The organism is Nocardia sp. NPDC046473 (genome assembly GCF_040645995.1).
In the GTDB taxonomy this organism is placed as follows: Bacteria; Actinomycetota; Actinomycetes; order Mycobacteriales; family Mycobacteriaceae; genus Nocardia.
Map to the genome: position 1 here is coordinate 375,576 of NZ_JBEYZJ010000008.1, position 25,091 is coordinate 400,666.

General features: G+C 66.2%; 24 protein-coding genes and 1 pseudogene. 16 read left to right on the plus strand and 9 right to left on the minus strand.

The features are described 5' to 3' along the window. Positions 1-110 precede the first annotated feature (110 nt). Positions 111-683: a CGNR zinc finger domain-containing protein gene (locus tag ABZ942_RS29400; RefSeq protein ID WP_357387545.1), complete on the minus strand. Its 573-nt coding sequence runs from the start codon at positions 681-683 to the stop codon at positions 111-113. A gap of 71 nt (positions 684-754) precedes the next feature. Between ABZ942_RS29400 and ABZ942_RS29405 the strand changes: the two genes are divergently transcribed. Then, entirely contained in the window at positions 755-1,498 is a 744-nt protein-coding gene (locus tag ABZ942_RS29405; protein ID WP_357387547.1) for a class I SAM-dependent methyltransferase, read from the plus strand. A gap of 187 nt (positions 1,499-1,685) precedes the next feature. Further along, entirely contained in the window at positions 1,686-2,018 is a 333-nt protein-coding gene (locus ABZ942_RS29410) for a plasmid stabilization protein (protein ID WP_357387549.1), read from the plus strand. A 54-nt stretch (positions 2,019-2,072) separates the two neighbouring features. Here the strand turns inward: ABZ942_RS29410 and ABZ942_RS29415 are convergent, their stop codons facing one another. Continuing rightward, entirely contained in the window at positions 2,073-2,273 is a 201-nt protein-coding gene (locus ABZ942_RS29415; RefSeq protein WP_357387551.1) for a hypothetical protein, read from the minus strand. 213 nt (positions 2,274-2,486) lie between these two features. Here ABZ942_RS29415 and ABZ942_RS29420 point away from each other — a divergent pair, with 213 nt between their 5' ends. From ABZ942_RS29420 to ABZ942_RS29440, 5 genes are all read left to right on the plus strand, one after another. Then, entirely contained in the window at positions 2,487-2,948 is a 462-nt protein-coding gene (locus ABZ942_RS29420; RefSeq protein WP_357387553.1) for an SRPBCC family protein, read from the plus strand. Positions 2,949-3,316: 368 nt separating this feature from the next. After that, positions 3,317-3,823, plus strand: a complete 507-nt coding sequence (locus ABZ942_RS29425) for a hypothetical protein (protein WP_357387555.1) — start codon at positions 3,317-3,319, stop codon at positions 3,821-3,823. A 180-nt stretch (positions 3,824-4,003) separates the two neighbouring features. Next, entirely contained in the window at positions 4,004-4,192 is a 189-nt protein-coding gene (locus ABZ942_RS29430) for a hypothetical protein (protein WP_357387557.1), read from the plus strand. Positions 4,193-4,401: 209 nt separating this feature from the next. Next, on the plus strand, positions 4,402-5,919 hold the full coding sequence (locus ABZ942_RS29435; protein ID WP_357387560.1) for a serine/threonine-protein kinase: 1,518 nt from the start codon (positions 4,402-4,404) through the stop codon (positions 5,917-5,919). A gap of 291 nt (positions 5,920-6,210) precedes the next feature. Beyond that, on the plus strand, positions 6,211-6,591 hold the full coding sequence (locus tag ABZ942_RS29440; RefSeq protein WP_357387562.1) for a PLD nuclease N-terminal domain-containing protein: 381 nt from the start codon (positions 6,211-6,213) through the stop codon (positions 6,589-6,591). A gap of 7 nt (positions 6,592-6,598) precedes the next feature. Here the strand turns inward: ABZ942_RS29440 and ABZ942_RS29445 are convergent, their stop codons facing one another. The 3 genes from ABZ942_RS29445 to ABZ942_RS29455 all read right to left on the minus strand — a co-directional run bounded on the left by ABZ942_RS29445 (position 6,599) and on the right by ABZ942_RS29455 (position 8,717). Next, positions 6,599-7,612 carry a hypothetical protein gene (locus tag ABZ942_RS29445; protein ID WP_357387564.1) on the minus strand — a complete coding sequence of 338 codons (1,014 nt, stop codon included), beginning with the start codon at positions 7,610-7,612 and terminating at the stop codon, positions 6,599-6,601. A gap of 79 nt (positions 7,613-7,691) precedes the next feature. After that, positions 7,692-8,048 carry a hypothetical protein gene (locus ABZ942_RS29450; RefSeq protein ID WP_357387566.1) on the minus strand — a complete coding sequence of 119 codons (357 nt, stop codon included), beginning with the start codon at positions 8,046-8,048 and terminating at the stop codon, positions 7,692-7,694. Positions 8,049-8,063: 15 nt separating this feature from the next. Beyond that, a complete protein-coding gene (locus ABZ942_RS29455) occupies positions 8,064-8,717 on the minus strand; it encodes an ester cyclase (RefSeq protein ID WP_357387568.1) in 654 nt (217 codons plus the stop codon). A 215-nt stretch (positions 8,718-8,932) separates the two neighbouring features. Here ABZ942_RS29455 and ABZ942_RS29460 point away from each other — a divergent pair, with 215 nt between their 5' ends. The 3 genes and pseudogenes from ABZ942_RS29460 to ABZ942_RS29470 form a co-directional block, all read left to right on the plus strand. Further along, positions 8,933-11,548: an AAA family ATPase gene (locus tag ABZ942_RS29460; RefSeq protein ID WP_357387570.1), complete on the plus strand. Its 2,616-nt coding sequence runs from the start codon at positions 8,933-8,935 to the stop codon at positions 11,546-11,548. Between the two features lie 29 nt (positions 11,549-11,577). After that, complete coding sequence (locus ABZ942_RS29465; protein WP_357387572.1) at positions 11,578-12,372, plus strand: adenylate/guanylate cyclase domain-containing protein; 795 nt, start codon at positions 11,578-11,580, stop codon at positions 12,370-12,372. 51 nt (positions 12,373-12,423) lie between these two features. Beyond that, positions 12,424-12,567: pseudogene (locus ABZ942_RS29470) on the plus strand (hypothetical protein); the annotation flags it as partial. On the opposite strand, the gene ABZ942_RS29475 reads toward ABZ942_RS29470, so the two are convergent. Continuing rightward, positions 12,564-13,205 carry a TetR/AcrR family transcriptional regulator gene (locus ABZ942_RS29475; RefSeq protein ID WP_357387574.1) on the minus strand — a complete coding sequence of 214 codons (642 nt, stop codon included), beginning with the start codon at positions 13,203-13,205 and terminating at the stop codon, positions 12,564-12,566. The pseudogene ABZ942_RS29470 and the gene ABZ942_RS29475 sit on opposite strands and share 4 nt — an antisense overlap. 156 nt (positions 13,206-13,361) lie before the next feature. Between ABZ942_RS29475 and ABZ942_RS29480 the strand changes: the two genes are divergently transcribed. Then, positions 13,362-14,138, plus strand: coding sequence for an alpha/beta hydrolase (locus ABZ942_RS29480; RefSeq protein ID WP_357387576.1), 777 nt, complete (start codon positions 13,362-13,364; stop codon positions 14,136-14,138). A 90-nt stretch (positions 14,139-14,228) separates the two neighbouring features. Here ABZ942_RS29480 and ABZ942_RS29485 read toward each other — a convergent pair whose 3' ends face one another. Together ABZ942_RS29485 and ABZ942_RS29490 are read right to left on the minus strand one after the other, a co-directional pair. Next, positions 14,229-15,455 carry an FAD-dependent oxidoreductase gene (locus tag ABZ942_RS29485; protein WP_357387578.1) on the minus strand — a complete coding sequence of 409 codons (1,227 nt, stop codon included), beginning with the start codon at positions 15,453-15,455 and terminating at the stop codon, positions 14,229-14,231. Positions 15,456-15,617: 162 nt separating this feature from the next. Next, positions 15,618-16,199 carry an XRE family transcriptional regulator gene (locus ABZ942_RS29490; RefSeq protein WP_357387580.1) on the minus strand — a complete coding sequence of 194 codons (582 nt, stop codon included), beginning with the start codon at positions 16,197-16,199 and terminating at the stop codon, positions 15,618-15,620. 66 nt (positions 16,200-16,265) lie between these two features. Between ABZ942_RS29490 and ABZ942_RS29495 the strand changes: the two genes are divergently transcribed. From ABZ942_RS29495 to ABZ942_RS29515, 5 genes are all read left to right on the plus strand, one after another. After that, complete coding sequence (locus ABZ942_RS29495; protein WP_357387582.1) at positions 16,266-16,766, plus strand: DinB family protein; 501 nt, start codon at positions 16,266-16,268, stop codon at positions 16,764-16,766. A gap of 30 nt (positions 16,767-16,796) precedes the next feature. Further along, positions 16,797-17,822 carry an alpha/beta hydrolase gene (locus ABZ942_RS29500; RefSeq protein ID WP_357387584.1) on the plus strand — a complete coding sequence of 342 codons (1,026 nt, stop codon included), beginning with the start codon at positions 16,797-16,799 and terminating at the stop codon, positions 17,820-17,822. Positions 17,823-18,020: 198 nt separating this feature from the next. After that, entirely contained in the window at positions 18,021-19,400 is a 1,380-nt protein-coding gene (locus tag ABZ942_RS29505) for a hypothetical protein (protein WP_357387586.1), read from the plus strand. Further along, positions 19,400-20,803, plus strand: a complete 1,404-nt coding sequence (locus ABZ942_RS29510) for a PQQ-binding-like beta-propeller repeat protein (protein WP_357387588.1) — start codon at positions 19,400-19,402, stop codon at positions 20,801-20,803. The genes ABZ942_RS29505 and ABZ942_RS29510 overlap by 1 nt, the downstream gene beginning before the upstream one ends. Before the next feature lie 69 nt (positions 20,804-20,872). Beyond that, complete coding sequence (locus ABZ942_RS29515) at positions 20,873-21,442, plus strand: VanZ family protein (RefSeq protein WP_357387590.1); 570 nt, start codon at positions 20,873-20,875, stop codon at positions 21,440-21,442. On the opposite strand, the gene ABZ942_RS29520 is transcribed toward ABZ942_RS29515, so the two are convergent. After that, complete coding sequence (locus ABZ942_RS29520; protein WP_357387592.1) at positions 21,335-24,640, minus strand: BTAD domain-containing putative transcriptional regulator; 3,306 nt, start codon at positions 24,638-24,640, stop codon at positions 21,335-21,337. The genes ABZ942_RS29515 and ABZ942_RS29520 overlap by 108 nt on opposite strands. Positions 24,641-25,091: the final 451 nt, after the last annotated feature.

The following is a 25,091-nucleotide window of genomic DNA, read 5'->3' on the forward strand; positions in this document are numbered from 1 at the left end:
ACAGACGAAACCATCCTCGGCCGGGCTTGACCAGTATTACGGTCACCGAGATCGGAACGGGCGTGGGCCGACCTCGCATGCTTATCATCCGGCTCGGCGCATCGAGTAACTCAGGTCGCGGCCCGGCGTGCTCGGAAAGCCGCTGTCTTGGCACGGTTCTGGCATGCGGTACTGCAGAAACGCTTGGTGCCGTTGCGGGAAGTGTCCAGGTAGACGCGGTCGCAGTTGGCTGCCGAGCAGAGACCGATCCGGTCGGCGTGTTCGCTGCCGAGCACGAAGGCGAGGCCGACAGTGCAGGCCGCGGCGATCCCGGCCGTCAATGTTGCATCCGCGGAGTGGAAATGCAGGTGCCAAGGCTGTGAGTCGCGCCGGAAAAGCGTTGGCCTGGCGCCGTATTCGATGATCAGCGCATTGACCTGCGCGGCGGCCGAATCCATGTCATCGTCGGCGACCGCGCTGAACACCTGCCACAGCTGACCGGCGGCGCGGGCCAGGTCTTGCGCGTCCTCCGGCTGGACGTGATAGCCGTAGGCCGCCGAGACCGCGTTGTCCAATCGTTCGAGCAGTTCCGCGCTGTCGGCCGCCGGCGGATACGGCCTGCCGCGGCGTTCACCGGGCACGGCGGCATTCACCAGGTCGACCCCGTCTTCGACCACACCCAACGTGTGACTGTCTAAACGCACTTGATCAGTCACCTCACTTTCGCTACAGTCGTTACTGTCGTTGAACAGTATGACAGTAACGGGAGTTGCTCATGTCGCTCACACCCACCCTCGCCCGGACCTGGATTGATCGCTGGGATCGCCAGCAGGAGGGATACCTGCCAGACCGCGAGATCATGTTCGCGGTGATCGCGGACGCTGTCGCCGCCAACGCCGACCACCCGGACCCGCTCGTGCTCGACGTGGCCTGCGGGCCGGGCTCGCTCGGTGCCCGCATCCGCGAACGGTTACCGCAGGCCCGCGTTATCGGCATCGATGCCGACCCGGTGCTGCTCGAATTGGCCCGCACGGCATACGGATTCGAACTCGTCGACCGCAACCTCGCCGATCCGGCATGGGCGGCCGCGCTGCCGAACGAGCCGATCGACGCGATCGTCAGTACCACCGCGCTGCACTGGCTCTACCTCGACCAACTCGCCGCGCTCTACGTACAGTCCGCCAAGCTGCTCCGCCCCGGTGGCATTCTGCTCAACGGCGACGATATGGCCACGGCCGCAACGGATATCGACCAACTCCACACCGCGATCGGTGCGCGCCAGATCGAACGCGAAGGTGTCGGCGATCGTGAGGGCTGGGTCGAGTGGTGGACGGCGGTCACCGCCGAGCCGGAACTGGCCACCGCGGTCGCCGAACGCGACAACCGCCGCTGGGAACATCCAGCCGACAGCGGCGTGACCTACGAGCAGCACGTGCAGGCCTTGCGGGCGGCCGGATTCCGGACCGTGGAATCAATCTGGCAATACGGTCGTCGTCGAATCGTCGCCGCCGTCAACTGACCGCCCGTCTCGGTTATCGCACGATCCTCCGATAGCCACACGCAGGACTCACGCAGGACTGATGGGCCGGAGCATCCAGCCACCCGTCAGCCCTGCTCACCGGCGGATCCACGAATTCGGGTGGCAAATTCTCGCTGCCGGTTTGCAGTCTGGCCTGTGGGTTATCCGGCGAACAGGAGGTGTGATCATGCCGAAGGAATGGACCGACAAGCAGGAACGTCAGTACGAGCACGTGCGGGATTCGGAGAAATCGCAAGGCGCGAGCACCCGCCGGGCCAAGGAGATCGCGGCGCGGGTGGTCAACAAGAATCGTGCGCAAGCCGGTCAGACGAAAACCGCCAGCCGCACATCGCTGCAGGACAAGTCGCCACAGCAACGCGGCGGCGAGCGCTCCGGCCGCCGCGGCCCGAAAGGGCCGACCCGCGACCAGCTCTACAACGAAGCTCGCCAACGCGGCATCAAGGGCCGCTCGACAATGACCAAAAGTCAGCTGGCCCAAGCACTCGGCGGCAAGAAGTAATTCTGCACAGTTGTGGTCCCGCTCGAGCGAGCGGGACCGCAACGTTCGGCGCGGTTAGCCATCGACAGCTAGCGCGGCCGACTCCACCCGGAATTCACGCTCCACCTCGGCCAACAGCACAGTGCTTCGCTGCCCGCCGCCGACCGGCTCGACCTCGGCATAGGGGACCGGGGCGTAGCGGACCGCTTTGACCCGCAACATCGTCGAGTCGTAGTCATCGAGTCGAATCAGAAGAGCACCGCGCGTGACCTGCATGGGAGTCAACCTTTCGAGCCGGGGATATGGTCGCCTGCGATCTACCCTCGGCGCCGCGGCGCAAACCCGGCTCACCCGTTCGGCATATGACAAGTCCCGAGGCGGTTTCTGCGTGGACCGCCCGGGTATTGCGACCTCTGACCGAGTCGCCGGGAGCGACTGTCGAAGGGCTCGACCCAGCGACCGCGGCGTCGAGCAACGAAAGGGGTACTTATGAGCACCTTGGCCGCCACCGTAGACGTCGAGGTACCGGTCCGCACCGCCTACAACCAGTGGACCCAGTTCGAGTCGTTTCCGCAGTTCATGGAGGGCGTCGAAGAGGTGCGACAGCTCGATGATCGGCACACGCACTGGCGCATCCACGTCGGACCGGCGACCCGCGAGTTCGACGCGACCATCACCGAACAGCACCCCGACGAACGCGTCGCGTGGAAATCCGACTCCGGCCCGCAGCACGCGGGCGTGATCACCTTCCACCGCCTCAGCGACAACCAGACCAGGATCACCGCCCAGATGGACGTCGACCCGGAAGGTTTCGTGGAAACCGCCGCTGACCTGCTCGGTGTGCTGCAACACCGCATCCACGGTGACATGCAGCGCTTCAAGCAGTTCATCGAAAGCAACGGCCAGGAAACGGGTGCCTGGCGCGGCGACATCGCCCGCCCCGACGCCTGACCGCACGCGCGTCGCGTCCAGACATTCCGATCTACCTGCTGGCTGTGGTGCGCGAACGAAAAGCATGCGCCGAGCGCGCGCAGCGATCGCCGGAGACCGATAGTTGCCGACCTCGATGCACGGATTAGCACTGTGCAAACGAAAGCATGCGTGGTTTCGCATAGTGTTTCGTAGGTGCACAAAGATGAAGCGAGTTGTTGTGCAAGCGGTTTCGGCGTAATTTGGCAATGAGGTGGACGGACGGTTTGGTAATACCATTCGGCTATTGATGCGCCATTGACAACTGGCGAATGGTGCTGAATTCTTGCCGGGTGACGGGGAACGGGCAGAGCCGGCGAAAACCGCCATCGCATGTGTTAGGAGAATTGATGACGTTGCCGCAGTGGCCGGACCAGGACATCACACAGCTACGTGAGGTCGCGGACCGAATCGCGACCCTCATCCAGCGCAACACCGAAGGTAGCGGGGGACTGCCGCGTTTCGTCGACGCGCTGCGCCAGAGCGGGCCGATCGCGGAACTGCTGATCGAGTACTCGGTCCGCTGGTTCAACGACAGCAACGGCGAATCCGTGCTGCTCGGGCCGGAACTGTATTGGCTCCTCACCGAAACCGTGCCGGTGGAGGACCGCGCACCGGCGGGCGAGGGCTTCGGCCAGTCGGGCATGAACTGCCACCCGGTTACCCGCACCAGGCAGATGCTGCTGATCTGCGTGCTGGAAAAGCTGTCGACCCGACCGTGGCGCCCGGAAACCCCGGAGCAGGCCGCGGCGATGGTCAAGCGTCGTTACAGCGACACCGCAACCCCCGTGTTGCCTACCCGCACAGCCCAACCCGCGGGCGTCGAAGGCGTGATCACGACCTCGCAGTTCCCGTAACGCCGACGCGCACGGCGTGTTTGCTGGGTTGATTGCCGGTCCGGCTCCGCGTGACCGCAGCGAGCGCTATCGCGAATAGGTCCCACACCTGCACTGCCTGTTGCACTTTGGGCCGAGGCCTGGCTCGCCGTGCGCACCACGACGCATCCACTGCCGGTGCGATAGGTCAGTACGCGGTTCATGAATCTCCCAGCGGCTGCGGATCCGGTCGGCACACTGCGTAAGGCCGGGCTGCTGCGCTTCGACGGCCATCCGATGGACGAGCTGCTCGCGCAGGTTTCGGCCGCTGTCAACACGACTCGGAGCCCGTACTGCGCGTCCGGCTGTTCTTCGGCCCAACGCACTCACCCGGTCACTGCGCGTGTGTAACGCAACGAATAGTGTCGGAGATATTCGGCGACGCGAGATCGAAACGGCAGCAGTTGCTTTTGCTGTCAATCGTTCAGGCGACTGTGTGTCGCGTCTCCAGGTGGGAGAGTTTGTATCTGACATCCTGGATGGGCTGGTACCGGTCACATTTCAGAATTGGCTGGTCCTGATTACCTCCGCTTCTACCTATCATCCGAAAGAGGCCCGCTATGGGTCAGGAGTTGATAACCGGCACACGAGTCGGCACGCAATTCGGTCACTATCAGCTACGCGCACTGCTCGGGGAAGGTGGCATGGGTGAGGTCTACGAGGCCTACGACATTGCCAAGGATCGCACCGTTGCGGTGAAGATCCTGCACGAGTCGCTGGCGAAGGACCCCATCTATATGGAGCGGTTCCGGCGCGAATCGCGTGCGGCCGCGCGACTGCGGGAGCCGCACATCGTCCCGGTCCACGACTGGGGCGAGATCGACGGTGAGCTCTACATCGACATGCGGCTCGTGCGGGGCCACAACCTGCGGTCGCTGGTAGCAGGCTACGGGCCGATCGCACCGGCCCGTGCTGTCGCACTCATCGAACAGATCGCCGCCGCATTGGACGCTGCGCACGCCGACACCCTGATTCATCGCGACGTCAAACCGGAGAACATTCTGGTGACTCGCGACGATTTCGCTTATCTGGTGGATTTCGGTATCGCCTACTCCGGTGCGGATCCGGCCCTCACCGAGTTGGGTTCGGCGATCGGCTCGTATGGATATATGGCGCCGGAGCGGTTGGATGATGTACTGGCCACCAATCGTGCCGACGTGTACTCGCTTGCTTGCGTTCTCGACGAAATCTTGACCGGCGAACGCCCCTTCCCGGCGCGCAGCGTCAGCCAACTGATCAAGGCGCACTTGACATCTCCGCCGCCACGGCCCAGCGCAATACGTCCCGATATTCCGGTGGGATTCGACGCCGTGATCGCTCGCGGCATGGCGAAAGTCCCGAAGGATCGGTATCCGACCGCCGGAGATCTCGCCCGCGCGGCTCGTGCGGCATTGTCGTCGCCACAGCGTGCCGACGCGACCGCGATCGTCAACCGCGCGATACCACCGACCACGGTCGGGCAGGCGTTGGCGTACGAGGCGACTGTGGTCCGGCCGATCAGTGGCTACGGGTCAGTCACTGATATCGCTTCTCGCGCAGGCCAATTACCTGCGTCGGATGGCGTCCCCTATAGGGATGTTCCCTACCAGGGCGTGCCTTTTCCGCCACCGGCGAGTCGGTCGAGCGTCTTCCCGGTGGCGGTCACCCTGTTGGTGGTGGTCCTGCTCGGCCTCGGTGGGGTCGTCGCATGGCTGGCCATCTCGCAGTCCAAGTCCAGCGAGGTCGCCTCGACGACGAGCGCTGAATCGGTCTCCGGATCCATGCAAGTCAGCACCGCGGTATTTCCCGCGGTCCCTGCTGCGGTGCCGGTCCTGCCGCCCAGCGCAACGCCGTGCGTGCCGAAGTACGGCCAAACGGGCGCGTTGACCGCCTCCGCCGTGGGCAACACTGTCACTTCCTGCGCGTTCGCCGAGGAGGTCCGTCGTGCCTACGCGGCTAGTGGTCCACCAGCGCCGCAGCCCCGCCCGGTCGTCGCGGTCAGCCCTGTCACCAGGCTCACCTACGTCATGACCTGCACTGCCAACGCAGGCTTGGTCACCTGCGGCGGAGGTAATGACGCGGTGCTGTACCTCTATTGAGACTCCGCGGTCTCGTAGGAATTCGGGGAGGGATGGGGGAACGCCCGGATCCGCGCACCGTCTAGGGCGGTCGGTGCGGGGCAGGGTGAGATGCGCATCGCACTCGGGGTGCGAAAGTTCGGGGGTCGGATAGGGTGTGCGGTGGCGCGGCCGCGGGGGTTGATCGGGGTCGTTCGAATAATTCAGGAAGTGCCAGTTGCGGGCAGGGGCTGTCCGGGCCGGTTGGGGGAGATTCGTCGCGAATCGCCACACGAACAGGTTGTTGGCTGGCCGGCGTACGAGGAGAAATCGATGCCTTACGCGGTGGTGGGTTTGTTGACCCTTGCGCTGTGGGTTTACTGTTTGATCGACATCATCACCTGCCCTGACGTGGGCATTCGCCATCTGCCGAAGATGGGGTGGCTGATTGTTGTGATCTTGGTGCCGACTATCGGCGCGCTGCTCTGGCTCTTTGCGGGTCGCCCGATCAATGAGACCGGTCCGCGGTCGACGACCAGTTATGCCGAGTACGACCGGCCAGGCCGTTATGTCGCCCAGGATCCGGAGGCCGACGCGGCATTCCTGCGCGGCCTGCGTGAGCGGGCCGAACAGCAGCGGGCCGAAGCCCGCCGCCAGGAAGCCGCTCGGCAGAGTGACTTGGACCGGCGGCGGGAACAGGGCGAACAGGTCTGACGGCAGGCTACGACGTCGGCGGGTTCCATCGTCGCGCCAGTTCGTCGAGTCGATCGCGAATTCGCCGAATTCTTTTGTCGGGGGCAATTTTCGGCGCGAACAGTGAAACTGTCAGCGGCGTGAGTGGCGTCTGCACGGGATGTGGCACGTCGACGTTCTGCAGGACGCTGCCGAGCTCGGGCCCGTAGCCGAGATCGACCACGATTCGATCGGTCCGGTACGTGCTCCGGGCTATGATCGGCCGGACCGCGAGTGCCGCGAGCTCGGGCATCAACCGCAGCAGCAGTGCGGGCGCGAGGCCGATGATCACGGTGGCGGCCGCGACCGCCGGGCATGCGACGAGGCCCCGGCTGAGCACCGTCCAGCCGATGGCGAAAGCGCGGGAACTCCGCGCGGGTAGCCGTCGCGCGATCGCGTCGCCGACCGCAGTCAGCCCCAACCCCGAAAGCAGCGCCCGCTCGATCCACACTACGGGCAGGTTGTAGTGCCGAAACACTAACTGCGAGAACGTTGCTCGCCCCTGTACTCGTTGCGCGAGCTGATGGGCGAGCACAGCTTCCAACTCCCGCGGCTGGAGTCGCTGCACCCATTCCGGAGTCGTGGTGATCATCCGGTCCGGCACCGCGAACTGCCGATCCGCCTCCTGCATCCACAGCATGTAGGCCGCAGCGGACACGCCCGCCTTATGCGCAACCTTCTCCCATGCGGCGGTCAGCAGGGGCTGTTCATCGGAGGTCGGCGGCCGCAGCCGGAATACGCGCAACAACCATCGCCGTCCCGACGCCCGGAAACACACCACACACCAGCAGATACACACCAGAAACCAGGCCACCGGCAGCGCGCCGGGCGCACCGACGCCGAGCGCGCGGCCGAGTCCGTAGAGCAACACCGTTATCGACGCCGCGGACGGTATCGCAGACAACAGCAGCACGATCCACGCCCGCACTCGGTCCGCGGTCGTCCGCCGGGCAACAGCAGTTCCGCCTGGGTAATTCGCCTTCGCGATCACTTCGGAGGTCATGCCCGACCGTACAGCGGATTCCGGCCATACCGTTAAACCACCGGTGAGCACCCGGTGGCCAACGACTTGCCATCAGTGCTCAGCGCCGCCGTCGCAGATGGTAGACACCGGCGACAGCGAGCCCCGCGGCGACGATCACGCCAGCGAGGGCCGGGTGCATGTCCTTCGACAGACTCTGCGCACGGTCGGGTCGGAGTATCCAGATACCAAGGGGCACAGCGTAAGCCGCGGCGAGCGCGCCAGCCCACGGGCGTAGCGAGCGGAGCCGGACGTCGCGCAGCGTGCCGATCAGCACGACTGTGACCGGGACGACAGCCACCATGGCGAATTGGCCGACGATCAAGACCGGCACCGCCCACGCGGCGATGATGACCGACCGAACGGCGGGGTAACGAGCGTGGTCTGCGCGGTTACGTAGCAGGGTTCCAGCGGACATGATCCTCTCCCTATCTCAGGCTTGAACGCCGAGTGTGGCCAGCAGCACATGCACGTCCGAGTTCACCCAGTACTCGGCGATCTTGTCCTTTTCGATCCGCAGGATGTCGGTGCCGGTGAATCGGATCGCGGTACCCGCGGGCGCGGTCGCGCCGGGGAACCCGCCGCCGTAGGTGCCGACGGCGATCCAGCGGAGCGCGAGATGGTCGCGATCCTCGATGGGCCCGACCTCCACGGTGAACACCAGTTCGGTGAAGGCGGCTCGGGTCTGCGCGATCCACTCGACCAACCCGTCCGACCCCTCGATCGGGCGATCACCGCCGCCGATCGGTGCGGCATGCACCTGGAAGTCGGGGGAGATGATGGCGTCGGCGAGCGAGTAGTCGCCGTTCCAGGTGGTCAACCAGCTGTCGAGCAGGCGCCGGAACGCGGCCTGGCCGGTGGTGTCGATGGTTGTGCTGTGCTGCTCCATGACGAGCCTTTCCTGTTGCGTTGGTGCGGGTTTCGGATTTGCGGGCACGAAGACGGCCGCGCCGGGGAGCCAATGTGTCGGCGTCGCACCGGGTTTGGGATTGTGCCCGTTACGGAAGTAACGCCCTTTCAGTTCCGGCGGCAGCGTGCCGTGCACGGTCGGCTCGAATGCGGTGCAGCTCGTCCGCCGTCGGTGCATAGTGGCCGGTAATGTACGGCTGTGATCGTGTTCCCATGCCAGTAAGTCTCGCGAGGGCAGGCACTGGCTCGCGTCGGTAATACCTACCTATCTGAATACCTACCTAGCGTGCGGCGAGATGGCGTTGTCCGCACCGAGATCGAGTACGTGAGCGAGCTTCAGCGAGTGAACCAAGGGCACAGCACGACAGCGTCGAGCGTCAGCGAGGCACGGTCGTGAGTTATCTGGTCGGGCGATCCGAGGAGACAGCGCGACTGCTCGCGTTGCTGCATGAGGCGCGAGAGTCCCGTGGCGGTGCCGTGATCCTGCTGGGCGAGGCGGGCATCGGCAAGAGTGCCCTGCTGGAGCACCTGGCCAAGGCCTCCTCCGGCTTCCTGATCATGCGAGCCACGGGTGCCGAGTTCGAGATGGAGCTGCCGTATTCGGCCCTGCACCAACTGTGCGCTCCGCTGCTCGACCACCTCGATGCGCTACCTGCGCCGCACCGCACGGCACTGCGGATCGCGTTCGGCATGGAGACCGGCACCCCTGACCCGTTCCTGGCCGGTGCGGCCGCCCTCGGCCTGCTGCTCGAACACGATCGACCCCTGCTCTGCCTCATCGATGACGCGCAATGGCTGGACCATGCCTCGGCCCGCGCCTTGGCCTTCGTGGCCCGCCGGATAGGCGCCGAGCGGGTGGCGATGGTCTTCGCCGCGCGCGAAAGCGTGCCCGGACTGGATCAACTGCCGCGGGTGGACGTCGAGCGTTTGAGCGAATCCGAAGCGCGTGCGGTGCTGGTCCGTGAGATTCCCGCCTCGCTGGACGTGCGCGTGCGCGACCGCATCCTGGCCGAATCGCGCGGCAACCCGCTGGCCCTGGTGGAACTGCCGAGGTCCGCGGGACTGGCAGGCATGGCGGGCGGTTTCGACCTGCCCGCACCCCGCGCCGCGGAGCGAAGCTTCCGCGCCCGCCTCGAGGTACTGCCACCCAAGACGCGACTGCTGCTGACCGTGGCCGCCGCGGAGCCGGTCGGCGATCCGGCCCTGCTGTGGCCCGCGGCGAAACTCTTGGGTGTCGCGGACGCGGCGGCCGACGAGGTGCCGATGGTCGAGTTCGGCACCCGGGTTCGTTTCATCCATCCGCTGGCCCGTTCGGCGGTCTACCAGGCCGCTAGCGCCGCCGAGCGGCGCAGGGCGCACGGCGCGCTCGCCCAGGTGAGCGACCCGGTCGCCGACCCGGACCGGGTCGCCTGGCATCGCGCACTGGCCAGTGTCGGCCCGGATGAAGAGGTGGCCGTCGCGTTGACCCAGTCGGCGACTCGCGCACGGGCACGCGGTGGCGAGGCTGCCGCGGCCGCGTTCCTGGAACGCGCGGCCGCGCTGACGCTCGACCCCGGCATGCGGTCCGAGCGGGTGCTGGCCGCGGTCGAGGCCAAGCTGTCGGTCGGCGACTTCGGCGTGGCCGCCGAGTTGCTCTCCACCCTCGACTCCGACGATCCGCGCGTGGACCTGCTGCGCGCCCGAATCTCCTTCGCCCGCTTCCGCGGTGGCGACCGGCCGACCGACCATCTGCTGCGTGCCGCCGCGCGACTGATCGAACACCAGCCGGCCCGCGCACGCGAGTACTACGTGGACGCCCTCGAGATGGCCACGCTCACCGGCGGCCTCGACGCGGTGATCGCCGCCGCGCGCACCGCGCCGGCCAACCCGGAACCGCACACCAGCGCGGACATCTTCCTGGACGGCGTGGTCGCCCTGTTCGTCGAGGGCCATGCGGCGGCCGCGAAGCTGTTGCGTCCGGTGGTCGCCGGCGGGGCCGACGAGGTGTGGACCCGGTGGCCGACCCTGGGCTTCCTGCTCGCTGTGGAACTGTGGGACGCCGACGCCATGGTCGGCATCGGCACCCGGGTCACGGCGTCCGGCCGCGAGCTCGGCTCCTTTCATATGTTGCCGATCGGGCTGGCCATGCTCGCCACCGTTGCCGTGCACGCCGGCGACTTCGGCGCCGCGACCGCGATGATCTCCGAGGAAGAGGCGATCGCGGAGGCCACCGGCGCCGCCCCGCTCGTCTACCCGCGCATTCACCTCGCGGGATTTCGCGGCAGGCGGGGTGAGGCCGAGGAGCTGTTCGGCGGTGTCGGACCGCACATGACCCTCAGCGTGCAATACGCCACCGCAGTCCTCAACAACGGCCTCGCCGACTATCCCGCGGCATTGCGGGCCGCGGCGCGAGCCGTCGCGACCGGCGATCTCGGGATGGCAGGCCAGGCACTGCCGGAACTGGTCGAGGCGGCGGTGCGCTGCCATCAACCGGAAACCGCGCGCGCCGCGCTCGCGTCCTTGGCCGAGCGGGCCGGTGCGGGCGGGCAACCGTGGGGACGCGGAATCGAAATGTACGCAAGGGCTTTGGTGGATGACGACGAGGACACCTACCGTCAAGCCGTGGCACTATTGGAAACCACGACGCTGGCCATAGCGGCCGCGCGTGCCCATCTGGTTTACGGCGAATGGCTCCGTCGCCAGGGCCGCCGCCGCGACGCCAGGGCAGAATTGCATCTCGCCCATGAGCAGCTGTCGGCGCTCGGCGCGGAGGCGTTCGCGGCGCGCGCGGCCGCCGAACTGCGCGGCACGGGGGAGCAGACCCGCAGTCGATCCGCCGACGTCTCCGATTCCCTCACCGTGCAAGAAGTACACATCGCCCGCCTGGTGGCCGAGGGTGCCACCTCCAAAGAGGTTGCCGCCAAACTCTTTCTCAGCCCACGCACCGTAGATGCCCACCTGCGCAACATCTTCCGCAAACTTGGCATCACCTCCCGGCGGCAACTGCGCGACCTGCCCGCCATCCGATAGCACCTCGACCACTACCTACGGCGGAGCCCATGATGATCGAGCTCGTACTCGCGGCGCTCGCCGTGTTGGAGGCCGTCGGCCTGGTCGTGCTGTTCGTGTTGCTGACGCGCAGTCGCCGCCAGTTCGACGAGCTCCAGCGCAAGGTCGACAACCGGCAGCTCCTGATGATCAGTGGCCGGGAGGCGGTGAAGACCGTGTGGGATACGGCGAACCTGTTGCGCAAGAAAGGTTTCCGCAGCGCGGTGCTGACCTCGATCGAAAACCTGGCGGGTTGGGCTCAGGTGGAACGACCAGACCTGGCCGGACTGACCCCGGACGGCGATGTCGTCCTCATGTTCTCCGATATCGAGGGATCCACCGCCCTCAACGAGCGGCTGGGCGACCAGTCCTGGGTCAAGCTGCTCGAACGCCACGACCGGCTGATCCGGCACCGCGTCACCAAGCACGACGGACACATCGTGAAGAGTCAGGGCGACGGCTTCATGATCGCCTTCGCCGAGCCCGAGCAGGCCGTGCACTGCGGCTTGGACATCCAGGGCGCGCTCGGTAACGGCGCCAAACTCAGTGGCCGCGAGCATGTTCGGGTGCGGATCGGCATCCACATGGGCAAGTCGGTCCGTCGCGGCGACGATCTGTTCGGCCGTAACGTGGCTATGGCGGCCCGAGTCGCTGATCAAGCGAGCGGCGGCGAGATCCTCATCAGCGAGCCGGTGCGCGAGGCGGTCGTCGACGAGCCGGATATCGTCGTCGTCGCTGAACGCGAGGTCGAATTGAAGGGTCTGCACGGCATGCATCTTCTCTACCTGGTCGACCGCGTGGGCTGAGGGTACGTCGTCACGGTCGCTGCCCGGGATGATTCCGTTGTCATCACCCAGCTGGTCCCCGCCGATGACGCGCGGTGACGGTTGCGCGAGTTGCCTCGGATCAACAGCGGCGGTGTCCTGGGCATCGGTGGTGAATTGCTCACCGTCCGCGTCGATCTCGACGCCGCTGGTGCTGCGGCAGCCTGCGGCTCCTAGCTCTTGGGGCCGAAAAGCATGGGTGCCAAGGTGCGTTGAGCGTAGGCGCGGACGGACTCATCGGTGCGTAGATCGATGCCCTGCGCGGTCGGCATCAATACGCAAGCCGCGAAGAGCATCGCGATAGTCTGGCCGGTTTCCTCGGGATCCAAATGCGTTGCCTGTCCATCGGATTGGGCCTGCCGAAGCTGATCGGCGATGACGGCGCTGCCGAGGCGTAGCAGTGCGGCGTCGTCGGCGAGGCCCGCGGCGATGAGCCGATCGGGTTCCAGTGCCGCGGTGCGCGCGATGACCGGGTGCTCGCGAGCCATTCGCAGGCAGGCGACGAAACTTTCCACCAGCCGTTCCGCCGGATCGTCGATGCCGTCGACGGCGCGTAAGACGGTGTCGGCCATCCGCTTTCCCTCGCGCATGGTGGCCGCCTCGATCAGTCCGTCGAGATCGCCGAAGCGCCGATACACCGTCACCCGGTTGACCCCGGCCCGCCGCGCGATCGCATCGATCTTCAACCGCGCGACCCCGCTCGCGGCCGCTTCCACGACCACCGCATCGAGAATCTTCGCCACCGTCCGGTCGGTGGGCTCCTCCGCGCCGCCGAGAATCCCGGCCGCGACGAGGGCGCCGATGCTTTGCTTCATGCAGGTCACTGTAATCGGCCCTGAATGAATGCAACGATATTCGGCTCGTTTGTTGCACCCGTTACATTTATTGTCTACGATGCGGGTAATTGCGGCGGCGCAAGTCGCCCGGTTGCGTAGACGCACGCTGGATGACTGGATTGCCAAGGGCCGCTGATGATCTCCGATAGACCGCCGCTCGTGCTGCTGCACGGCATCACCATGTCGGCGAGGGCATGGCAGGACGTGACGCCCTTGCTGGAGCCGCACCACGCGGTGGTCACCCTGACCGCCCTCGGGCATCGAGGGGGCGCGCCGGTCACCCGGCGTCCTGCCCAGGTCAGTGATCTGGTCGACGACGCGGAACGCGCGCTCGACGCTCTCGGGCTCGAACGAGCCCACCTGGCCGGAAACTCGCTGGGCGGCTGGCTGGCCATCGAACTGGCCCGCCGAGGTCGCGCGGACACCGTGTGCGCGCTCTCGCCCGCCGGGTTCTGGGAGGCGGGCGCGACCGGCCAGACCGCCGGCGTGCGGAAGCTCCGCCGCATGGTCGCGCTAACCCGCCTGACCAGTCGAATGCAATCTCTCGCACTACATTCGGGACTCGTTCGCCGGGTGAGTATGCGCGACATCGCCCGCCGAGCCGACCGACTCTCGCCCGCGCAAGCGCTCGACGCAGCACGAGACCTACTGGGCTGCACGGTAATCGACGACCTGCTGGGCAACCATGAACAGCTGGCGCCCCTGCCCGACCCGCCTTGCCCGATCACGCTCGCCTGGTCGGCGCACGACGCCATCCTCCCCGTCGATGTGAACGGCGCGATCGCCCGCGAACGAATTCCGCAGGCGCACTTCCAGATCCTGCCCGGCGTCGGTCACGTGCCGATGATCGACAACCCCGGACTAGTCGCCGGAACAATCCTCGCCACCACTGGAGCACGCACCAAGGGCTGACCGAACCGTAACCATTCATCGAACCTTGGCCGCACCGATCGACGCGAGCGCGATGAAGGACGGGTCGTGCTGCGCACGACCTGACCATCCTCAGTAGTAGGCCCGTGCTCCCCGGCGCGGGACCGGGACCTGGAGCGGACCGTTGGCGAGCCAGGCGCCTGCGGGCCAGACGACCGGGGCGAGTTTTGCGGCGATAGCGCGTTTGGCCTGGGTTGTCGGGTCAGTGCCGCGCATCTGGCGCAAGGCTTTGGCGGAGATGTCGCGATTGTGGATGCCCCATTGCCTGCTGTGGTCGGCCGCGCGTTCGATGATCTTTCGACGGCGGCCGGGGTCGGCCGCCTCGGTCGCTTGCGCGATCGCGGTGGCCGCGTCGGTGGCGTCGAAGACGCCGGAGTTCAGGCCGCGGCCACCCCAGGGGGAGAACAGGTGTGCCGCTTCCCCGGCGAGCAGGACGCGGCGATGGGTGTCGGTGTAGGAATCGGCGACGACCTGGTGGAAGCGGTAGGTCGAGATCCATTGGATGTGATCGCCGTACCAGGGATCGACCACTCGCGAGACCCACTCTCGCACACCTTCGGGGCTGGCTAGGTAGTCCACGTCGTCGTCGGGCAGGCACTGCAGGTCGATACGCATGCCACCGGCGAACGGCATGTGCATGACGTTGCGTCCGTCGAGCGCGGGGTCGTTGTAGTGGAAGTAACCGTTCATCGGTGTGGTGCCGTCGGGGTGTGCGTCGACGTCGACGATGATGAATGGTGTCTGGTCGGTGACACCCGCCATGCTGACGCCGATCGCCTTGCGGGTCACCGAACGTGCGCCGTCCGCGCCGATCACGTAGGAAGCGGTGAGTTGCATACCGTCGGTCAGCGTGATCGTCGCGCCGTCACGGGTCGTTTCGAGGTGCTGCACCGCTGCGTCCCACCGGAATTCGACGCCGTGCGCGAGGCATTCGGCGAAAACGATCTTTTCGGTCTCCCGCTGCGGCAGGCTGCTCGCGAGGTGTGGTAGCACCTTGCGAATCGGCGCGAGCTGCTGATTGAACACCCGACGGCCGCCGTAGTAGGCCTCGTAGCCGGTCGGCAGCACACCGGCATCGATGATCTGCTGACCGAGCCCTGGTCGAATCCCGTTCAGGCGCCGCAGCGTTGGGAACATCAAGGCGATCGCGCGACTGCCCGGCCGCACCCGATCCTGCGGTTCGGCCTCCACGACAACGACTTTCAGCCCACGCCGGGCCAATGCGAGTGCGGCGATCAGGCCGACTGGGCCGGCGCCGACGACGACGCAGGGCGAGGCGTCCGACGGTTGATTCCCCACTGCGACCTCCATGTCTCCGGGTGAGCACAACTAGATACGTGACCGTAACTACGCTATCGTACTTATAAAATCGAAGCTAGTGAGCGGCTACGAGTTCGCTGGTTTCCTGGCCGTGGCGGTCATGGGCAGAAACCGCCCGACGGGCCGTCCTCGATCAGCAGTTCAGGACTTGGTTGCGGGGCGTACGTGGGAACGGACCCCTTGCAGGCCGAACAGGATGAGGAGCTCGACTACGCCGCCGTCGGCGGTGCCCAGAAAGTGCGGTAAGGATGTGTCGAATTCGGCTGCTTCGCCGGGTGGCAACGTCAGATCGCGGTCGCCGACCACGAGGCGGAGGCGGCCGTTGAGCACGTACAGCCACTCGAAACCTTCGTGGGTCTGCAGCGTTGGCTCGAGCGGTTTCGGTTGTGCGGGAATGAGCATCTTGAACGCTTGGGTGCCGCCCGGTCGCCTGGACAGCGGGATGAAGGTCATGCCGTGGCGGTGGATCGGCTTCAGGTGGATTCTGGGATCGCCGGTGCGCGGGGCGCCGACGAGGTCGTCCAACGGGACGTCGTAGGTGCGCGCCAGCGGTAGCAGCAACTCCAAGGTCGCGCGGCGCTGTCCGCTTTCCAGCCGGGACAGCGTGCTTTCCGATACCCCGGTCGTCGCCGCGAGGTCAGCGAGGGTGATGCCGCGGTCGCGGCGCAGCGCGCGCAGGCGCGGGCCGACCACATCGAGTACGTCTTCGGTTTCGCGGTCCACGAGTCCATCTTGCCGGAACCGCAAGTTTGCGTGCCAAACGGCGGTGATGCTGGCGAAGCTGGGCTCATGCCGACCACCTTTCGCCGTAACCGTCGCGGCGACGCACCGCCGCCCCGAACCGGAAGTAGCGAGACCGCGATTCTGCGCGGATTCCTCGACTATCTGCGCACCTCGATCGCCGCGAAGGTCGACGGCGCCCCCGAACCGCAGGTTCGAACGGCCGCGGTGCCGTCGGGTACGAACCTGCTCGGCCTGCTCGAGCACCTGACCTTCGTCGAGCGCGCAACGTTCCTGGGGGACAAGGTGACCGACTGGCAGGCGACGTTCCGGGCCGCGCCGGAGGACGGCGTGGTCGATGTTGTTGCCCGATACCGAGAGACGGTCGAGCGTGCGAACAAAGTCCTCGACACCTGCGCCGACCTCGGCGCACCGGTCCCGAGGCCGCGGCCGGACCGTCCCGCTCCCAGTGTCCGCTGGGCGCTCGTCCACATGATCGAAGAGACGGGCCGCCACGCGGGCCACGCCGACATTCTCCGCGAACTCATCGACGGCGCAACCGGCCGCTGACCCCAAACACTCTCTCCAAGAAGGCATTACATGATCACCGCACAACAGCCGTCAGCGCGCGGCTCCCTTCGATCCGTGCGGGCGGTGGCGACCATCGCGCTCGCACTCCTGCTCACCATCGGTAGCGCGGCTTGCGCCACATCGGCCGCCGACGTTCCCGCCTACGCCCTAGCCACCCAGAATGACCCGCAGTTCGAGAAGACCTTCCGGCACGAGTTCGCCGATGTCGACGGCGTTCGCATGCACTACGTAACCGGCGGCACCGGAACCCCGGTGGTACTGATCCACGGCTGGCCGCAGACCTGGTTCGGCTGGTGGCCGATCATGCCCGCCCTCGCCGAACATCACACCGTCTACGCGATCGACCTCCCCGGCCTCGGCGACAGCACCGGTGCGCCGACCGGCTACGACAAAGCCACGCTGGCCCGATACGTGCACACCCTGATCGCCGATCAGCTCGGCATCCGTGACGCTCGCGTCATCGGCCACGACTTCGGCGCCGCAGTGGCCTATCAATACGCCACCCAGTTCCCCGCCGACACCACCCGCCTCGGTTACCTGGACCTACCGTTACCCGGCCCGGCGATCGACGCCGCCACGTATCGAACCCTCAGCTGGCACATCGCCTTCCACTCGCAACGCCGAGTCCCCGAGGCCGTGGTCGGCGACGATGTCCGTGAATACCTTTCCCTGTTCTACCCCCAGGTCTCCTTCGGCGGAACAGCTTTCGGCGGCACCTCGGACCGATCCCCGTTCACCGATGCCGAAATCGCCGAGTACGCAAGAACTTACAGTCGCCCGGAAACGCTGTCCGACGGCTTCGAGCTCTACCGCGCCCTCGACAAGGACGTCCGCGACACCGTGGCAGCACCCCCGACCAGCGTCCCCACCTTGCTCATGACCGCTCAGGGCCAACTCGACCCGATCAAATCCACCGCAGCGGCCCGCATGATCAACATCGTTCGCGCTGTGGACGTTCCGCACGCAGGCCACTGGCTGGTCGAGGAGAACCCACAGTTCGTGACTGCGGAGTTGCTGAGTTTTCTCGACGGCTGATCTGCCAAATGCCACTGCCAAACATCTGACCTGCACGTTCTTCTGGATTCGGCGGTCGTCTGCGTGCCAGAAAGGTAGTCCTCAGGATGTGGTGTCACCCCTGTGGGCTATCTTGCACGACGACCGGCGACTCGGCTGGGGCGCGTCTGGATGTGTTCCGCGTTCGGTGGATCTCGACAGGTAGGGGCGATGTAGCAGATGGAAAGCGGCGAGGATCGCGAGGCGAAAGAGCCGTCGCGGACGATGACCGGGTGGACGATGGCGCTGACCTGCGTGGCGATCGTCGCCTGCGGCGTGATCGTCAGCGGGTTGTTGCACAAGCCGGAGCCGGAGTTGACGACCGCGCCGGTGCCTGTGACCAAGCCCGCGCCCGAGGTGGACCGCACGTATGTCAGACCGTCCGTGGTGTTTCCGGTGGATATACCGGGTTGCGATGTGGTCGATCCGCCGGGCGACGGTAAGTCGACGGGCTACGCCGCGATCGACAAGTTCGGCTACGACAACCCCGCGTATCCGTGGTTCTCCGGTCCGAAGGCGGTCGCGATGTCGCGGGCACTGCAGGATGCGCTGCCGGACGGTGTCGATCTCCCGTTCGCCTCTCTCGAACAGTCGTTGTTCTTCCGGCCCATCGTCGATCCGGACACCGGGTCGGGTGAGCATCCCGACTTCGGCGGCTGGACCACGGCGAGCAGCGGACTGCTCCGCGGTGGTAAAACGGGTGACCTGATCGTGTCGGTCCGGAAGTCTGCCGCGCCTATTCCGCACTGTGTCGCAGGCGATCTGGATGAACGCAGGCATCTCGCCGACGGCACGACGGTCGATGTGCACGACACCTGGTACCAGGTGGGCAAGGTTCGCACCCGCACCCGCTCCGCTGACGCGTATCTGATTGACGGCACGGTCGTCACCACCTACGCCACCGACGCCGGCCAAAATGGCAGCAGCCATTCCGGCACGGTGCCGCTGACCGTCGATGAGCTCGCCGCCATCGCCACCGCCCCGGGGCTCCGCGTCACCGCATCGGTGCCATCGGGTACGCCGGACGTGCCGGAATCCTGCGGCACCTGGCCGGAGATCGGCGGCACAAAAGACAAAGACGCCGGCAAGATCGACGAAGACGCCGCGCGCCGCTTGAATGCCGTGCTGGCGCAGATCCCGCTCGACGGCCTGACTCTCGATCGGCCGCTGGGGCAACTACGACCGGCAAACATGGCGAGCGGGGTGTGCCAGGTCGTTCGGATAACTACGCCGGGGCGGCAGTCGCGGCTGAGCGTCGCAATCACTGTGGGACAGCGTCCGCCGGAGCAACCCATGAAGGCGTCGGAGTTCGGTGGTGACCGCGTCACCTCTCGGCAATTGCCGGACGGTACAGTCGTCGAGAATCGGGAGTCGCGGAACATGAAGACTCCGAATCAACCGGACGCGCAACCTGTTTCGGAGACGATCCGCACCGTCACGACTACCCGCAAGTCGGGCACCCGGGTCGAGGTGCGCTCCACCGCCGTAGAGCCCGCTGATCCGTTGTCATTCGAGCAACTGGAGTCGATCGCCGTGAACCCGGGTCTGGAGGTGCGGTGATGGCGCGAATTCCAGGTTTGCGTGGTCTGATCATCGCCGCGGCGGCTGCCGTAATAACCAGTGCCGGAGCTGTTGTCGTCCTGATGCAGCCTGCCGACAGCACAAAGAAGATCACCGGAACCGCGGCGGCGGCGCCGGGTCTCGCGTGGTCGGTCGACGCCGCCGCCACCCACGGCGGCGCGAAGGCAGAGTTCCGTGATCCCACGGGCGGAACCGAATACGACATGAGCAGCCCGGGATTCCTGGACGCGGGCGACACCCTCGTCACCGTGATCGCTACCTCGAATGGTGGCATGCACCTGCAGGATCCGAAGATGGTCGGCATCGATGCCGCGACCGGCACGGTGCGCTGGCAGACGCCGGCCGCCGACCTCGCTGGTTGTGGGCGCACTCCGGTCGACGGCCGTCTCATCTGCTTCACCACACCGTCCGCACAAGCCGCTGTGATCGGCTACGACATCGCCAGCGGAAAGGTCACCCGAACCCCCACGGATTGGAATGTTTTCGCGCTCGCGACGACAGCCGATCGCGTGTACGTCGCCGAAGGTGATGTCGAGTCCGACGACGTGCGTGTGCATTCCGGCACACTCGCCGACCTCGATGCGAACTGGTCCCGCCCGTTCGCCATGGGCACCACCTGGGACGACATCGACCCTGACCTGCTGGACGTGTCGCACGGACAGGGCCTGCTCACCCTCGGCGGCCAGGTCGCCGGATTCGACCTCGGCACCGGCGAACCCACCTGGACCTCAAACCTGAGCGGGTGCTCCCGCACCGCTGCGACAAGCACGGCGTTGGTCGTGCGCACCGACTCCGACTGCGCCGCGCACCACATCACCGGTAGCACGGTCCTCGACCGCACCGGGCAGGTCATCGCCAGCAGCAATAACGAAGCCGCCCACTACCTTTCGCTCGACCAGCCCACCGACGACACCATTCCCGTCCTGCTCGCAGACGGCGCGCATGACCGCCGCACCGGAAACCTCGTTTGGACCAGCCCCGATCTCATCACCAAGCTCAGCAACACGAACAGTGACAACGGCAATGCCACGATCGGCACCGCCACCGCGATCGTCGGTGACGCCGCGATACTCCGAGATAGCGACGCACACACCATGACTGGGCTGGACATGCGAACCGGCCGTCGGCTGTGGCAGATCCAGACCCAACGTTGGGGCACGATCAACGCATGGGACGGACAGGTGGTCATCCAGTCCGACTCCACCGGACTGTGGGCCATCGACCCGAAATCCGGCACCACGACATGGGACATCCCATTCCGCGCGGTGAACAAGAACCCGGACGCCCTCACCGGCGCCGGCCAGCTGACCGCCCATCACAACGGCCGCTACACCTACGCCACCCCCCACACCTTGATCGGCCTGCGCCCAATCAAGCGGTAAGGGTGCGGATTGTGTGCAGGGTTTGTGTAGCTGGCCCGAGGCGCAAGTGATCTGGGTGAGACTGGCCGAGTGAACGGGACGTGGGAATCGTGGGGCGGGGTAATTCTCGCCTCAATAGCCGCCATACCGGTAGCCGGTGTGGCGGCATGGTGGCTCGGTCGGTGGCGCGGCAGGCGGGCCGCGCTGTGTGAGGTCGGGATGGTGCTGGGTACCGCTCCGTGGCTGTGGATGATCCTCACGCCCAAGGGAACTGGACGTTCACTGAATCTCGTACCGCTACGTGACCTGGCCGAGCAACTGACCGACGACCGGGTGATCGAACAGTTCGGCGGCAATCTGCTGGTCTTCGCCGCACTCGGCTTCCTGCTACCGCTGCGCCTACCGTGGTTCGCCCGCCCGTACCGCATCCTGTTGACGGCAGCGGGCGCGTCGATCGTGGTGGAGACGCTGCAGTTCGCCCTCGCCATCGGCCGCCACTCATCGGTCGACGACGTGCTGTTGAATGCGGTCGGCGCCTACCTGGCCGCGCTGTCAGTGCACCTTTGGATCCGCCATGGCGGCCATGGCCGACGCGCGTTGCGCGGGCGAGATACCGCCGCGGATCAGGTCGGCGGCGCGGCGGAATTCGGCCGAGCGTAGTTCCGCGGCGCGCGTTGCGGTGACCGCGAGGAACGTCGAGTCGATGCTGGAGACGTGATTGGCGATGCGCTGGGTTTCCGGAATACCCAGGCCGGCCGCGATCTTCAGTGCCGCTTTCCAGCGTTGCCTGGCCACGGAGAAGTGCGCCGAGCAGTAGTTGACCGTCGCGATGGCATCGAAGGCCAGCACCTCTTCATACGGTGAACCGGACGCGTAGGCGATGTGCAGCGCCCGCTCGTAGTGGCTGAGTGCTTCTCGATACTGACCCTGTCGACGATGGACATCGCCGATACCGAGGTGCGTGCAGCACTTGAGGATCAGATCGTTGTTCCGCTCGGCCCGCGCCAAGGCCGTCCGCAGGCTGTCGAGCGCCGCGTCGTACTGCTTCACCGCGCAATAGACATTGCCGAGTCGAATCGAAAAGTAGTTGTGGAACAACGTATTCGACGGCATCGGTGTCAGCGACTTGCGCGCGTCCTCCAGGTGCACGAGCGCGTCGTCATATCGGCCGACCCGCATGTCGGTGTCGCTGATCCGCATCAACGCACAGGAACGCAGGTAGGGATCGCCGGTCTCGTCGGCGAGGCGGACCGCCTGCCGCAGATAGTCGAACGCGTCGTCGTAGAGACCCATCCGCTCATGGACCTGTCCCAAGCCCTGTAGCGCGTAGCCTTCCATGAACCTGTCACCGGACGAACGCGACAACGACAGCGCCTGGTGGTAACCCATCAGGGCATCCCGATACCGAGCCAGCCGGAAGTAGACCAGCCCGCTGTGGTGCATAGCCCTTGCGGCACTGGCATTGTCACCCATGCCATGGGCCAGCCGCACCGCATCGTCGAGCACCACGAGCGCCTGCCGACAGTGCCGCATCCGCCACAGGGTGTAGCCGAGATTGACCAGCAACCGGCACTCTTCCGCCTGTTCACCGCTGGTGCGGGCACTTTCGACCGCGTCGAAGTGCAAGGTGATGGCGTCGTCGGAGCAGCGCAGCCCGGTCACATAAGGCCACCACAGAATCTCGGAGAACAGCCCCGTGTAGTCCGACCAGCGGCCCCTGGTCGCCTCGCGCGCGATGGCGAGCAGGTTGAGCCGCTCGCTGTGCAACCAGGCCACGCATTCCTGATGACTGGCCAGCGCGGGCATCGGCATCACCGGCCTGGGCAGGTCGACGATACGACTGATCCGATCGGGCAGGATCTTGCTGCCGACCGCCCATGCGGCATACCGGTAGTAGTCGAACAGTCGCGTCAGCGCCGCAGCGCGGTCCAGGTCGGACGGCTCGACCAGAGTCGCGGCGTAATCGCGCACCAGATTGTGGAACCGATAGCGCTCGGAGACAACCTGTTCGAGCAGATGCACATCGACCAGCGCCTCCAGAATCTGCTCGGCGGCATCGATCCCGATATCGGCCAGTGCGGCGGTGGCGTAGGTATCGAAGTCGCGACCGGGGTGCAGACCGAGCAGACCGAAAGCCCGCTGTTGCTCGGCGGGCAGGTCTTGAAAGCTGGCGGTAAGCGCGGCAGCGACGCTGCGCGACCCCGCGGACAGGTGCTCGAGGCGATTGCTCGGATGTCGAAGCCGCTCCGCTAACCGATCGATCGGCCACACCGGCCGCGCACGGAGCCGACCGGCCGCGATGCGGATTGCCAGCGGCAGATAGCCGCACAACCGAACGGTCTCGGCCACCGCATCGGGCTCCGCCGACACGCGATCGTCTTGGACGATGGTGGCGAACAATGCCGTCGCGTCTTCGGGCGAAAGAACATCCAGCGACAGGGATTTGGCGGCTTCCAGATCGACCAGCCGACGCCGGCTCGTGATCAGCACCAGACAGCTCGGCGTACCGGGGAGTAGCGGCCGAATCTGCGCGGCGTCGGCGACATTGTCCAAGACCAGTAGCGCCGACAGCGCAGCGATTTCGGTGCGCCACAACGCCGCTCGGGCGTCCAGGTCTGGCGGTATCGACTCGCTCGGAACCCCTACCGCGCGCAATAATCGATCCAGCGCCACCATCGGATCTATGGGCGCGCTCTCGGCGGCATGCCCATGCAGGTCGAGATACAGCTGGGCGTCGGGAAACTGGCTGCTGAGTTGATGGGCGGCATGAATCGCCAGCGTCGTCTTGCCTACACCGGCCATGCCGTCGATGGCCTGGATGAAAACTGTCGGCCGGGCCTCCTCCGGCGGTATGTCGGTGAGCAGCCGAGCCATTTCGGTCGTCCGACCGGTGAAATCCGCGATATCACCGGGCAATTGGTTTCGGCTCTCGGGACGAGACTCCGTTCTGCCGACGGCGGCACCGAGCGTCGGAGCTATTTCCGCAGCCACGTTGGCGGTCGGCCACGGCGACTTCTGGTCGAGATCGGTGAAATCTACTCCGCTGTAATCAGATTCATTCCGACCGGTCTGTGTTTGAGGCGCCTCGACCGGCGGCTCGATCTCGTCGCGCAGGATCCGCCGGTGCAGTTCGCGAAGTTCGCGCCCCGGCTCGATCCCGAGCTCGTCGGCGAGCCGCCGCTGCGCGTCCTGGAAGACCATCAACGCCTCGGCTTGCCGGCCGCAGTGGTACAGCCCGAGCATGAGCAGCGTCCGAAACCGTTCCTGCAGTGGGTAGGAGCTGACCAGCGGCGCGAGCTCGGCGACGGCCTCGGCGTGCTGGCCGCGGGCCAGCTTGATCCCGGCGCGGTGCTCGAGCGCGGCCAGGTATCGCTCCTGCAGGCGCCGGCGTTCGGCCTCGATGATCGGACCCGCCAGACCGCTGAATGGTTCACCGCGCCATAGCGCCAGCGCCGCGTCGGTATGGGTGGCCGCGGCGGCGAGGTCGGCGTCGCGGCGGCATCGTTCGGCGGTCGTGATGAGCCGGTCGAACGCGACGTGGTCGGACAGCGACGGGTCGCCGTGCAGCACGTAGCCCGTATCCGCCCGCACCAGTGCGGGTTCGGTGACCCGGCGGCGCGGTGCCAAGGCTCGGCGCAGGCGGCTGACGTAAGTCTGTACTCCGTTGCGCGCGTCACTCGGTGGGTGTTCACCCCATACGCCATCGATGATCGCGTTCACCGATACTGGACGGTTCATTTCTAGCAGTAATGCCGCAAGGACGGCCTGCTGCTTCGCAGGCCCGAGCTCGATTTCACGGTCATCCCACCATGCCGTGAACGAGCCGAGCACGCCATATCTGATCTGTGTCTGCGCCATGGACAAGCCCTCCTGAACCATGTGCTGCCAGCGATGAGCATAGGGGGCGGCGGGCTCGCTCAACGCGGGATCGGGGGATAGTTACCACTTTGACCAGTCATTTACGCACTAGTACAGCCGCAGTTATGCAGCCTGCTACATCCTGATCGGGTGTGCGACAGCATGTTTCGGGGGGTCCGACGTCTGCGGCCGTCGACCGGCGGTGGGTTCCGCAACCGTGCACCTAGTTATGGTCAAGCGCCCACTTGTCGGTGTGACCAGCTGGTGCACTGGCTGCGGCATCGATCCGTGCGGCCGCGGGCTGCGGGCGGGCTTGTCGCGCACGGTGATTCGGGGGGAACTGAGTCGGGGTCAGTAGGGCGCGTTGCGGTGCTATCCGGCGATGCACGTGCCGAGGGTCGGTATCGGCGAAAACGAATTCTTTCGGCCAGCTGTAGATCGGTACCGCCCG

Excerpts from the sequence above, each read along its gene's own strand:
- ABZ942_RS29510 (WP_357387588.1), top strand. The coding sequence starts at position 19,400 with ATGGCGCGAATTCCAGGTTTGCGTGGTCTGATCATCGCCGCGGCGGCT.
- ABZ942_RS29445 (WP_357387564.1), bottom strand. The coding sequence starts at position 7,612 with ATGACCTCCGAAGTGATCGCGAAGGCGAATTACCCAGGCGGAACTGCT.
- ABZ942_RS29430 (WP_357387557.1), top strand. The coding sequence starts at position 4,004 with ATGAATCTCCCAGCGGCTGCGGATCCGGTCGGCACACTGCGTAAGGCC.
- ABZ942_RS29425 (WP_357387555.1), top strand. The coding sequence starts at position 3,317 with ATGACGTTGCCGCAGTGGCCGGACCAGGACATCACACAGCTACGTGAG.
- ABZ942_RS29505 (WP_357387586.1), top strand. The coding sequence starts at position 18,021 with ATGGAAAGCGGCGAGGATCGCGAGGCGAAAGAGCCGTCGCGGACGATG.
- ABZ942_RS29420 (WP_357387553.1), top strand. The coding sequence starts at position 2,487 with ATGAGCACCTTGGCCGCCACCGTAGACGTCGAGGTACCGGTCCGCACC.
- ABZ942_RS29410 (WP_357387549.1), top strand. The coding sequence starts at position 1,686 with ATGCCGAAGGAATGGACCGACAAGCAGGAACGTCAGTACGAGCACGTG.
- ABZ942_RS29440 (WP_357387562.1), top strand. The coding sequence starts at position 6,211 with ATGCCTTACGCGGTGGTGGGTTTGTTGACCCTTGCGCTGTGGGTTTAC.
- ABZ942_RS29465 (WP_357387572.1), top strand. The coding sequence starts at position 11,578 with ATGATGATCGAGCTCGTACTCGCGGCGCTCGCCGTGTTGGAGGCCGTC.
- ABZ942_RS29415 (WP_357387551.1), bottom strand. The coding sequence starts at position 2,273 with ATGCAGGTCACGCGCGGTGCTCTTCTGATTCGACTCGATGACTACGAC.
- ABZ942_RS29520 (WP_357387592.1), bottom strand. The coding sequence starts at position 24,640 with ATGGCGCAGACACAGATCAGATATGGCGTGCTCGGCTCGTTCACGGCA.
- ABZ942_RS29455 (WP_357387568.1), bottom strand. The coding sequence starts at position 8,717 with ATGCACCGACGGCGGACGAGCTGCACCGCATTCGAGCCGACCGTGCAC.
- ABZ942_RS29480 (WP_357387576.1), top strand. The coding sequence starts at position 13,362 with ATGATCTCCGATAGACCGCCGCTCGTGCTGCTGCACGGCATCACCATG.
- ABZ942_RS29475 (WP_357387574.1), bottom strand. The coding sequence starts at position 13,205 with ATGAAGCAAAGCATCGGCGCCCTCGTCGCGGCCGGGATTCTCGGCGGC.
- ABZ942_RS29450 (WP_357387566.1), bottom strand. The coding sequence starts at position 8,048 with ATGTCCGCTGGAACCCTGCTACGTAACCGCGCAGACCACGCTCGTTAC.
- ABZ942_RS29495 (WP_357387582.1), top strand. The coding sequence starts at position 16,266 with ATGCCGACCACCTTTCGCCGTAACCGTCGCGGCGACGCACCGCCGCCC.
- ABZ942_RS29500 (WP_357387584.1), top strand. The coding sequence starts at position 16,797 with ATGATCACCGCACAACAGCCGTCAGCGCGCGGCTCCCTTCGATCCGTG.
- ABZ942_RS29405 (WP_357387547.1), top strand. The coding sequence starts at position 755 with ATGTCGCTCACACCCACCCTCGCCCGGACCTGGATTGATCGCTGGGAT.
- ABZ942_RS29435 (WP_357387560.1), top strand. The coding sequence starts at position 4,402 with ATGGGTCAGGAGTTGATAACCGGCACACGAGTCGGCACGCAATTCGGT.